The following is a 10,847-nucleotide window of genomic DNA, read 5'->3' on the forward strand; positions in this document are numbered from 1 at the left end:
GGCCGCTTCCACTGGCCGACGTTCTGGTCCTGGCCGTCGCGTGCTGCCCGGGGATGAGCTGTGCGCCCGCGGTCCGGCCGGCCGCTCAAGCAGCTGCCGGGCCACGCATCGGCCTGTAAGCGCAACGCGCGACCGGTCAGGGGAGCCGGTCCCTACCCGCACTCAGCTGTTCGTGCCCGCCTCCACAAGACACGGTGCACCGCCGCACAAGCCGGTAGCCCGTCCGTCTGTGACCCTCCCGTCATGCGAGCCACACACACCGTTTACAACCACATCGTGGTGGGCGCCGGCTCCGCCGGCTGCGCCCTCACCCGCAGACTCGTGGACGCCGGCCGGACCGTCCTCCTGATCGAGGTGGGCGACCGGGACGACAACCCGGCCATCCATGACCCGGGGCGACTTTGGGAACTGTGGAACTCCCCGCAGGACCACGCGTACACCACCGAACGCCAACGCCACGCCTCCGGCACCCAGGTGTTCTGGCCGCGCGGCAAGGTCCTCGGCGGCTCCAGCGCCCTCAACGGCATGATCTACGTCCGCGGCAACCGGGCCGACTACGACAGCTGGGCCTACCAGGGAGCGGCGGGCTGGTCGTACGACGAGGTGCTGCCGTACTTCAAACGCTCGGAGGACTTCGAGAACGGCGCGTCGTACTACCACGGGGCCGGCGGCCCGCTGCCCGTCAGCCGGAACCACTCCCCCAACCCGGTCACCACCGCCTTCATCGAGGCATGCCAGGACTACGGGATCCCGTACAACGACGACTGCAACGGCCAGGACCAGCTCGGCGTGAACCTGCTGCACCGCAACATCCGCGACGGCAGGCGCGTCAGCGCGTGGACCGCCTTCATGAAGCCGGTGCTCGACAGTGCGCTGCTGACGGTGATGACCGGCGCCGCGGTCACGCGCGTCCTGGTGGACGATGGCCGGGCGCGAGGCGTCGAGCTGCTGCGCGAGGGCCGTACGACGGAGGTCCGCTGCGAAGGCGACGTGATCCTGTCCGGCGGCACCATCGGATCGGCCCAGCTGCTCCTGCTCAGCGGTGTCGGGCCGGCGGACGAGCTGCGGGCCCTCGGTATCGAGTCGACCGCGGATCTGCCGGGAGTGGGCGCGAACCTGCACGACCACACCCTCGCTCCGGTGGTGTGGGAGTCGGCACGGCCGGTGCCGCAGGGTACGGCCAACAAACTGGAGGCCCACTACTTCGCCAAGTCCGATCCGGCGCTGGCCGTGCCGGACCTGCAGCCGCTGATGTCCCACGTGCCAGTACCGGTGCCCGACATGACCGTTCCGGAAGAGGGCCACGGCTTCTCGGTCCTGGCCGGGACGATCCGTCCGCTCAGCCGTGGCCGCCTGCGGCTGCGGTCGGCCGACCCCAGCCAGGCTCCTGCCCTGGACCCTGGTTACTTCTCCGAGCCGTCGGACCTCGCGGCCATGGTGCGGGCCGTGCAGCAGGTGCGGGAGATCGGGGAGGAGAAGTCGCTGGGCGACTGGCGGGCCCGCGAGGTCGCACCGGGACCGTACGTGCGTACGGACACGGAGGTCGCCGCGTACATCAAGCGGACCCTCCTCAGCTATCACCACCAGGTGGGCACCTGCCGTATGGGCATCGACCGTACGGCGGTCGTCGATCCGCAGCTGCGCGTACACGGCGTGGCCGGGCTCCGCGTCGCTGACGCCTCCGTCATGCCCTCCGTCACCTCCGGCAACACCCACGCACCGGCCGTCATGATCGGCGAGCGCTGCGCCGACTTCATCCTTGGAGCACAGCTGTGACCAATACCCTTTTCATCGGTGGCGAGTGGCAAGCCGCGGCCTCCGGAGCGGAGTTCGAGACCCTGGACCCGGCGACGGGGCAGCCCCACGCCCAGGTGTCCCTGGCGGGAGCGGCGGACGCCGACGCGGCCGTACGGGCCGCCCGCGCCGCCTTCGAGAACCCGGAGTGGGCGGGACTCACCCCCGCCGCCCGCGCCCGGATCCTGTGGCGCATCGGCGACCTCATCGAAGAACACGCCGAGGAACTGGCCGAGTTGGAGACGCGCGACCAAGGCCAGCCGCTCGGCGTCTCCATGGCGGTCAGCGTCGCCGCGGCTGCCGAGCACTTCCGCCACTACGCCGGCTGGGTCACCAAGATCTACGGCGAGACGGCTCCGCTGTCCGTCCCCGGCGTGCTGCAGTACACCAAGCGCGAGCCGGTGGGAGTGTGCGCGCTGATCACCCCGTGGAACTTCCCGCTCATGATCGCGAGTTGGAAGATCGCACCGGCCCTCGCCTGCGGAAACACCGTGATCGTCAAACCCGCGGAACAGACCCCGATGACCACGGTGCGGCTCGTCGAGTTGTGCCGGGCGGCCGGTGTGCCGGACGGCGTCATCAACCTGCTGACCGGTGGTCCCGAGGCGGGGCGGGCCCTCGTCGAGCACCTCGGCGTGGACAAGGTCTCCTTCACCGGTTCGACCGAGACCGGCAGGGAGATCGTCCGGGCTTCCGCGGGCAACCTCAAGCGTCTCTCGCTCGAACTCGGCGGCAAGGCACCGAGCCTCGTCCTGCCCGACGCCGACCTGGACGCGGCCGTGACGGGCTGTCTCCAAGGCGCGCTCCTCAACAGCGGCCAGGTATGCGCCGCCTACACCCGGTTCCTGGTCCACCGCTCCCTCGCCGACGAGTTCGCCGAGCGCTGCGCCAAGGCCGTCAGCGGAATGCGACTCGGCGCGGGCAGCGCGCCCGACACCGAGCTCGGCCCCCTGGTCACCGGCGAACACCGTGACCACGTCCACGCACTGGTGCGCAGCGGGGTCCAGGAAGGCGCCCAGCTGCTCGCCGGCGGGGCCCCAGTCGACGACCTGCCGGGCTTCTTCTACCAGCCGACCGTGTTCACGGGTGTACGGGACGACATGCGCATCGCCCGGGAGGAGATCTTTGGCCCGGTGCTGTCCATCCTGCCGTACGACGACGAGGACGAGGCCGTCGCCCGCGCCAACGACACCGAGTACGGCCTGGCGGCGGCCGTATGGACCCGCGACGTGGGCGCGGCGCACCGCGTGGCCGGCTCCATCCGCGCGGGCACGGTGTTCATCAACATGCCCAACCCCGTGGACGCCTCCGCCCCCTGGGGCGGGTTCAAGACCAGCGGCTGGGGCCGGGAGATGGGCAGCGGAGCCATCGACGCGTACACCGAGGTCAAGAGCGTGTGGACCTCGCTCGCCTGAGGTGCCCGCCCGTCGCGGACAGGCAGCCCCCGTGGGTCCCGACCGCACGATCCTGAAGACGATTGCGCGGCCTTTCCGCCTGTCCGCCCAGGCCCGTCCGCCCACGCGGCCCGTCCGGGCCCCTGAAGAACCACGCAGCCGACGCCTGGTTCCGTACAGCGACCGCGTGGCGGTCGGTAGAGCTCGATGAGGAGTGTCATGACCACAGAACCGATTCCCGACGTCGCCACCGTGGGGGCATCGTGCGCGGCCGTCACGAGAACGGTCTCGCGGTCTTCCGGGGCATCCCGTTCGCCGAACCCCCGGTGGGGAACCTGCGTTTCGCCGCGCCGCAGCCGGCACGGCGATGGGAGGGCACGCGCGAGTCGTTCGTGTTCGGGCCCCCGCCACCGCAGGATCCGTTGAGCTCTGCCATACCCACTGCCACGCCCGGAGGAGAGGACTGGCTCATCGTCAATGTCTGGACACCGGATCCGGATCCGGCGACGAGGCGCCCGGTGATGGTGTGGATCTACGGCGGGGCCTACAAGTTCGGCTCCGTCGACGACCCCGCATACGATCCCAGTCGACTGGCCCGTGACGGGAATCTCGTCGTGGTGACCTTCAACCACCGAGTCGGCATGGAGGGGTTCGCGCGCATCGAGGGGGCGCCGGCAAATCGCGGACTGCTCGACCAGGTCGCGGCCCTGACGTGGGTGCGGGAGAACATCACCGCCTTCGGTGGCGATCCCGGCCAGGTCACCGTGTTCGGCGAATCAGCCGGTGCCGGGTCCGTCGCCGCGCTGCTGGCGATGCCGAGCGCGCGAGGCCTGTTCCGGCGGGCCATCGCACAGAGCGTGTGCGGCACCTTCTTCTCCGACGAGTTGGCCACCGACATCGCCACCGCCTTGGCGGGCGAGCTCGGACTGCGGCCCACGGTGAGCGACCTCTCGGCAGTGGAACCGCACAAACTCCCAGGGGTGGGGGCTGCTCTCGGCGCCCGGATGAGTCAGTACGCGGACCGCTGGGGACCGGTCGCGCACACGTCGACGGCCTATTCCCCCGTGGTCGACGGAGAGGTCCTGCCGACCGCACCGTGGCAGGCGCTCGCCGACGGCGTCGCACGCGAGGTGGAGCTGATCATCGGGCACACCCGCGACGAGTGCCGGCTGTTCATGGCACTGGGCGGGCTCCTCGGTCAGGTCGGCGAGGAACTGGCGTCCGCGGCGCTGCATACGTTCGGGCCGGGCGCGGACACCGGGCACGCCTACCGCACCGCCTTCCCCGATGCTCCAGCGGAGCGCCTCTTCGAGCTCGTCCAGTCCGACTGGCTCTTCCGCATGCCCTCACTGCACCTCGCGGAAGCCCAGGTGGCGGGAGGCGGCCGGGCCCACCTCTACGAGCTCACCTGGGCCGCTCCGGCGAACGGCGGTGCCATGGGCGCCTGCCACTCGCTGGACATCCCGCTCGTGTTCGGTACGTTCGCGGGTCTCGGCGGAGAACTCATCGGCCCCGCGCACGTCGACGAAGCCGACGCCCTTTCCGGTCTGGTCCGCGGCTCCTGGACCTCCTTCGCGTCCACCGGCGATCCCGGCTGGCCCGCCTACGACGCCGAGTACCGCCCGACGCGCATCCTCGACACGGAGCCGATGACCACCACCTACCCGGAGGAAGCCTCGCGCCGCCTCTGGAAAGACCATGTGTTCAACGCGCTTCCACTGATCACCCCATAAACCTGACTGACTCCTCCTGCCGTTGGGCGAGGTTGGCGGCGACCGTCGATGGCCGGGAGTCCCGTCTGCCCAGGTCCAGGTGTGCCTCCCGGGCGGACCGTGGCCGAGTGCCTGCATCGGGGGCTGGAAGTGTCGGCGGCGGTTGAATCCTGGTTCTGGATCCTGACCCCGTGTGGGCGGTCGAGTTCTGACCCACCGGGTCTTTTCGCCGCGAGCGGCCCTCTGCGGCAGGCCCTGTGCAGCTCTGCTCGGGTAACCGGCCTGGTCAGGACGATTTCTACGGCGTGCCGTCTGTCGGGTAGCCCCGGTGCATTGCTGCACCAGGGCCCCCTCAGAACCGGACGTGCACGGTCGGCCCACCGCCACCCTGTCTGGGCGACGGCCTCCGTCGGGGTTTCCACGTTCCGCGCATGCGAGATGCGGCCGGGGTGGGCGCCCTCTATGCCCCGGGGCGGCGGTGTCCACCCGGGCGGCGTGAAACATCCGCCCGGCGCCTGCCGCCTCACAGCGGCCCGCCCTTCACCCCGCTCCCGCGTCCCACCGGCGGGGGCTTCTCTCACGAGGCGTCATCGAGGGTTCACGGGTGTTCGCCCATCCGGCCTTCCCCTTGCCTGTCACCCCCGGGTGGAACGGAGGTCCTTGGGCTTCTTCCTGGAGCTTCGCACCCCACCGTTGCCAGCGACGCACGTCCAGGCGGTGGACGGGTCATCGGACACGAACCCGGGACTACCCTGTCATCGGCGACACTGCCGACCCCCTCTCCAAGAGCATCCACTCAACACACGCGACCTCGTGTCGCACTCTCACCTGGAAAGTGCTCTTTTCCTTGTAGCCAACAGGACCCTCAGCAACTCCTATCGTTGCAGGTCAAGAGCACTTTCCGTGTTTCTGATCAACTCTTGGACAGCCCACCTCGTGAGAGCGCGAGGCTAATGAGCGCGACACACCGTGGAGTCGACGCTCAGATCCCATGTGATCGCACCCTTCGCCTCGGCCAGGGCCTGGAGCTGGGTGAGGACTCGCTGCCAGGTGCCGTCCCGCCGCCATCGGCGGAACAGGTCGTAGATCCGGCCCGACGGCCCGTACTCGACGGGTACGTCCCACCAGGGGACGCCGGAACGGACCCGGAACCGTATGCCGTCGATCAGCTGCCGCCGCGGCCAAACAGGCGGCCGCCCCGCTTTCGTCCCCTTCGGCAGACAACGGCTCCAGCACCGCCCACTGTTCATCCGTGAGATCTCCCCGCCCCCGCGGGGATCGACATGGTGCTGACCGGCGTCCGGATGCCGCGCATGAAGGCGCTCATGGAACGCTGGGTGCAGACCTGCCGGCACGAGCTGCTGGACCGCACCCTGATCTGGAACTAGCACCATCTGCTCCACGCGCTGCGCGAGTTCGAGCAGCACGACAACTCCCACCGGCCCCACCAGGGCATCGCAGGCGCCCGACCACTGCACGCCTTGCCCCCACCGATCACCGATTCGGAGCAGCTCATCCACCTCGACATACGCCGACGTGACCACCTCGGCGGCACCCTCCACGAGTACCAGCATGCGGCCTGACCTGCACGGACGGAGTTCTCGGCAAGGGCAGGGTCTGACAGTCCCTCTGCGGTTATCGGTGCCGCGGTCCCTGCTCCGGGCACGACGAAGCCCCGCCTCACCGGGAGACGGGGCCGCGGCGGTCAGCGGGTGCTGTACGGATTGCGCAGCGGCTTCGTGATCGTCTTCATCTTTGCCTTCACCGGGTCCATGGCGGGGCCGGCGGTGTAGAAGCGTCCGCGGGCCTGCCCATGCGAGAGTAGCCATCCCGTGCGCACCATGGCCTTCATGTCGCGCATCGCCGTGTCCGAGCTCAGGTCCGCGTCCCGCTGGTACATCGTCCGGCGCACCTTCCCTCCGGCGAGGGCGGGCATCAGGGCGAAGGCCATGCGCTCGTCAAGGCCGGATGTCTCCATCTGATCGACGAGCAGGAGCCAGGCGTCGCGGAAGAACTCGATGCGCCGCTTCGCCGTCTGCGCCTGCATGTGGTGGGCGCCGAGACAGAATCTGATCCACGGCCCGGCGTCACGCTGAGGGCTCCACACCTCACCGCCGACATCTTTGAGCATGTCGTAGTAGCGGTAGGTGTTCTGGCCGCGCCCGAGCCATTCCTCGATCGAGGAGAACTCCGAAGGCATCAGCGCCTCCCGCGAGAACACTAGCGTCGACAAGGCCCGGGATGTTCGGCCGTTGCCGTCGGCCCATGGTTGGATCTTCACGAGGTTCAGGTGGGCCATGGAGGCGCGAACGTGCACGGGCGAGTCGAGGTCGCCCTCGTTCAGCCACGCGACCAGCTCCGCCATGAGTCCGGGGACCGTCTCGTAGTCGGGCCCCGTGTAGTCCATGACCATGGGGTCATCGGGGCTCGTGACGTAGACAGGGCCCTTGCGGAGCCGGCCGGGCCGCTTATCGGGATGATGCTCCTGGATCATGAAGTGGAGACCGTTGAGGAGCCCCAGGTCGTAGCGGAATCCCTCCCCGGCGTCTGAGAGACCCTGGATGTAGGTCATAGCCCGCTGATAGCCCTCCACCTCCCTGCGAGTCTCGTCGCTGGCCTCCAAAGGATCCTCGCCGGACATCAGGGCCTCGACATCGTCCACCGACGCGGCGTAGCCCTCAATCGTGTTCGACCCGGCGATATTGCGTGCCGTGAGGTTCCGGCGGAGCTGCTTGGTCCAACGCACAGTGGGCCGTAGGAAGTGACGGAGGTCTTCGCGCAGGGTCTCGATCTCAGCGAGAACCCACTCGTCCTCGTCGGTCAGGGCTGGAGCCTGGAACAACATACAATGATGCAACCAAAAAGGTTGGATGGTCGCAAGATGGCGCGCGTCACCAGTGCGTCCGCAGGCCGAAGCCGGTGTCTTCCTGGCCCGCGGATATGCCCTCGTACGGCTCGGTCTCCCGCCGCCCTGCGCCTGCCGAAAACTCATCCGTCCTGGTGGAGGCTGGTGTATGGGTGGTGTCGAGCGCGGGCGCTTGGGCGGGTGCTCTGGGCGCCTGGTGAAATGCCCCGGCAGGATGATCTCTCGTGCTGCTGCGACTGACCTATCTCGCTGTGACGAACATGTTCGCCCTGCTGCTACTGCTGCTGATGAGCGACCCTGGCAAGGACATCGAGATCCTCGCGCTGCGTCATCAGAATCGGGGTACTGGAGCGCCAACGAGACGGCCGGAGAGTGGGGAATTGCCTGATCGTCGACACCGGCATTCCTGGCGGCGCTGCTCCAGGGTCTGCCGCCCGAGGTGCTGCGTCGGATGCGGCTGCTGGTGCGGCCCGACACCGTGCTGCCTTGGCACCCCGACACAGTCGCCCGCCGCCACGCCGCCCCGTCCCGGCCGAAACGCGGGAGCCGACCGCGCACCGTGCACTCCATCCGCGCCTGGGCCTGCGCCTGGCCCGCGAGAACCCAACCGGGGGGCTTACCGGCGCCTGCACGGTGAACTGCTCGTCCACGGCGTGAAAGTGGCGGCGTCCACGGTCTGGTAGATCCTCAAGGACGCCGGGATCCCGCCGGCACCCGAGCGGACGTCCAGTACCTGGGCGGACTTCCTGCGCTCCCAGGCCGATGCCCTGCTGGCGTGTGACTTCTTCGAGACCATCACTCTGTCCGGGACGCGGCTGTACGTGTTCGCGGTGATCGGACACGCCGGCCAGCGCATCCCCTTCCTGGGCGCGACAGCGCACCCGACCGCCTCCTGGGTGGCGCAGGCCGCCAGCAATCTCGTCATGGATCTCCAGGACGCCGGCTGCCAGGCCCGCTACGTGATCCGGGACCGGGACGGGAAGTTCCCCGAACTGTTCGACACGATCCTCGCCGACGCGGGGATCGAGGTCGTGCTCAGCGGCATCCGGATCCCCCGCATGAACTCGGGTCCTGACCATGGAGCAGGAGATTGCCGATTCGCTGCAAACCAGATGGCTGCGCTTCGTGGCCAGCGAGGAAGAGCACTGGAAAGTGCCATCTCCCACTGCTCCCTAATTCGATCTTGAAGAGTGGTGGAAAACGGCAGGTCAAAGCAGCTCAGGACCTCGACGCTTGAACTGGTTCATGAAGTTCATCTCGACCAAGAGCTTCATGCCGTTCGTGTACTACCGCATCGCGCTCGGCATCCTCATCATCGCCCTGGTCCGCATGGGTGCCCTGAGCCCGCATGCGGCCGAGTCGGCGGGCTGACCCGGGGCGGGCGCCCGGTCCGTGTGACCCGGCTCTCGTGACCAACCGCATAGGGATCGGGTAGCCGTCCGGTAGCGGGCTGTCAGTGGCTGCCCCTAGGCTTGTCCGCATGTCCCCCGATTTCGTGACCCCTGGTTCCGGGCGGTCCGCTGCCGAGGTCAATGACGAGATCCGTGCGCTGTGGCAGCGCACGGGCGGCACCCTGTCGGCCGAGGAGCGCGCGGAGTACGAGCTGCTCGTCGTCGAGTGGGCGGCCGCGATCCGAGGCGGCGTCGTCAAGGCCGCCTGAGCAGCTCCCGCAGTCGACTGCCCCCTCTAGGCGCGCAGTCGCTCCAGCACCTCGTCGTCGAGGTCCAAGGGCCGCTCCTCCGGCAACAGCCGAGCGGCCGAGTCCAGTTGACCCGCCCGCACCCGTCCGTGGATCTCCGTGGCGAGCGGCGTGACGTCCTCGATCCCCACGATCCACTCGTCCGCGTAGCGCGCCGCGGCCTCCCCGGCGAGCCCCAGCTGAAGCGACCGGTGCGGCAGCGGGTCGAGGTGCAGGTCCCGTTCCGGATCCCACTGCACCCGTGCGGGCGACTGCCTCGACTGCCGCTTCCAGGAGGCCTGATCGCCGTGCAGGGCGGGGACGTGATGGGACAGGCAGGCGTTGCGCAGCGCCCAGAGGAAGCCCTCGCGGTCGATCTCGATTGCCAGGACCGTCTCCTGGCCCTCCTTGGTGCCCCAGCCGCAGCGGTACATCATCCACAGGAACGACGGCTTGATCCATGTCATACGCTCCCGCTTCCACGCGGCCGGGAAGCGGCCGTGGCGGGCGGCGGGGCCGCCGATCTCCGGGCGGTAGGCCTGGTAGACGGTGATCGTGGACCCGGTATGGCGGGCGCGCACCTGGAACTTCGGTTCGTGTCGTTCGTTCACGACGGACAGGCTGGGCCCCGCCGCCCCTCGGCGGCCACCGAATATCGCTCACGCACGGCTCTTGGCCCGGCCCCCGCCATGCCCAACACTGATCCGATGACGCAGCGCGTGGAGCTCGCTACCGTGAGGGACCGGCCGGCACTGGACGGGCTGATCACCGACTACGCGGTGGCGGTCGACGACGGCGATTGGGAGGCGTACCGAGAGCTGTTCGCACCTCGCGGGCGGGCGGACTACCGCTCGGCCGGCGGCATCGAGGGAGAAGCCCGGGCGGTCGCCGCGTGGCTCGCGGAGAGCCTGAGCCTGTTCCCGATGCGGCAGCATCTGATCGTCAACCGGCGGGTGAGCTTCGGGATCTGGGAGCAGGACACCGGGGACACGGCGGAGGTCCAGGCCGACTACGTCAATCCCATGGCCACCGCCGGGCCCGCCCCCGACTTCGTGTGCGGCGGACGGTACGCCTTCGGGGCGCTGCGCACGGACGACGGCTGGCGGCTGAACGAGGTGGTGGTACGGGAGAAGTGGCGGCGCCTTCCCGAGCCGAAGAAGACACCTGTGGTCAACTGACCCGGCGTCCTGTGTCCTAGATCGTCCGCGGGGCGCACACTGGAGGCACCCGCGGGTAGGAGGCGCCTATGAAGACGCTCGACCACTGGCTCGCCTCACCCTGGCGCCGCGCGACCGCCGCGGCGGTCGCGGGCGCCCTCCCCGTCCTAGCCTTTCCCGCGCCGTCGCTGTGGTGGTGCGCCTACGCCGCCCTGGTCCCCTGGATCCTGCTGCTGCGCACCGCAC

9 protein-coding genes and 2 pseudogenes are annotated in these 10,847 nt (G+C 69.3%); 8 read left to right on the top strand and 3 right to left on the bottom strand.

Going from position 1 to position 10,847, the window contains the following annotated elements:
* Positions 1-243: 243 nt before the first annotated feature.
* The 3 genes from ABZ281_RS19875 to ABZ281_RS19885 all read left to right on the top strand — a co-directional run bounded on the left by ABZ281_RS19875 (position 244) and on the right by ABZ281_RS19885 (position 4,921).
* Positions 244-1,776 carry a GMC family oxidoreductase N-terminal domain-containing protein gene (locus tag ABZ281_RS19875; RefSeq protein ID WP_356657200.1) on the top strand — a complete coding sequence of 511 codons (1,533 nt, stop codon included), beginning with the start codon at positions 244-246 and terminating at the stop codon, positions 1,774-1,776.
* A complete protein-coding gene (locus ABZ281_RS19880) occupies positions 1,773-3,209 on the top strand; it encodes an aldehyde dehydrogenase family protein (protein ID WP_356657202.1) in 1,437 nt (478 codons plus the stop codon). The genes ABZ281_RS19875 and ABZ281_RS19880 overlap by 4 nt, the downstream gene beginning before the upstream one ends.
* Before the next feature lie 242 nt (positions 3,210-3,451).
* Complete coding sequence (locus ABZ281_RS19885) at positions 3,452-4,921, top strand: carboxylesterase family protein (RefSeq protein WP_356657204.1); 1,470 nt, start codon at positions 3,452-3,454, stop codon at positions 4,919-4,921.
* A 929-nt stretch (positions 4,922-5,850) separates the two neighbouring features.
* On the opposite strand, the gene ABZ281_RS19890 is transcribed toward ABZ281_RS19885, so the two are convergent.
* Both ABZ281_RS19890 and ABZ281_RS19895 read right to left on the bottom strand, forming a co-directional pair.
* On the bottom strand, positions 5,851-6,150 hold the full coding sequence (locus tag ABZ281_RS19890; protein ID WP_356657206.1) for a transposase: 300 nt from the start codon (positions 6,148-6,150) through the stop codon (positions 5,851-5,853).
* Positions 6,151-6,605: 455 nt separating this feature from the next.
* Positions 6,606-7,745, bottom strand: a complete 1,140-nt coding sequence (locus ABZ281_RS19895; protein ID WP_356657208.1) for a Fic family protein — start codon at positions 7,743-7,745, stop codon at positions 6,606-6,608.
* Between the two features lie 842 nt (positions 7,746-8,587).
* On the opposite strand from ABZ281_RS19895, the gene ABZ281_RS19900 reads away from it, so the two are divergent.
* The 3 genes and pseudogenes from ABZ281_RS19900 (at position 8,588) to ABZ281_RS19910 (ending at position 9,426) form a co-directional block, all read left to right on the top strand.
* On the top strand, positions 8,588-8,953 hold the full coding sequence (locus ABZ281_RS19900) for a hypothetical protein (protein ID WP_356657210.1): 366 nt from the start codon (positions 8,588-8,590) through the stop codon (positions 8,951-8,953).
* 46 nt (positions 8,954-8,999) lie between these two features.
* A pseudogene (locus tag ABZ281_RS19905) lies at positions 9,000-9,137 on the top strand (undecaprenyl-diphosphatase); the annotation flags it as partial.
* A gap of 109 nt (positions 9,138-9,246) precedes the next feature.
* Complete coding sequence (locus tag ABZ281_RS19910; RefSeq protein WP_356657212.1) at positions 9,247-9,426, top strand: hypothetical protein; 180 nt, start codon at positions 9,247-9,249, stop codon at positions 9,424-9,426.
* A gap of 26 nt (positions 9,427-9,452) precedes the next feature.
* Here ABZ281_RS19910 and ABZ281_RS19915 read toward each other — a convergent pair whose 3' ends face one another.
* Positions 9,453-10,055, bottom strand: coding sequence for a DUF4291 domain-containing protein (locus tag ABZ281_RS19915; protein WP_356657214.1), 603 nt, complete (start codon positions 10,053-10,055; stop codon positions 9,453-9,455).
* A gap of 96 nt (positions 10,056-10,151) precedes the next feature.
* Between ABZ281_RS19915 and ABZ281_RS19920 the strand changes: the two genes are divergently transcribed.
* Together ABZ281_RS19920 and ABZ281_RS19925 are read left to right on the top strand one after the other, a co-directional pair.
* Positions 10,152-10,622: a nuclear transport factor 2 family protein gene (locus ABZ281_RS19920; RefSeq protein ID WP_356657216.1), complete on the top strand. Its 471-nt coding sequence runs from the start codon at positions 10,152-10,154 to the stop codon at positions 10,620-10,622.
* A 68-nt stretch (positions 10,623-10,690) separates the two neighbouring features.
* A pseudogene (locus ABZ281_RS19925) lies at positions 10,691-10,847 on the top strand (apolipoprotein N-acyltransferase); the annotation flags it as partial.

This window comes from Streptomyces sp. NPDC006265, assembly GCF_040613555.1.
Taxonomy (GTDB): Bacteria; Actinomycetota; Actinomycetes; order Streptomycetales; family Streptomycetaceae; genus Streptomyces.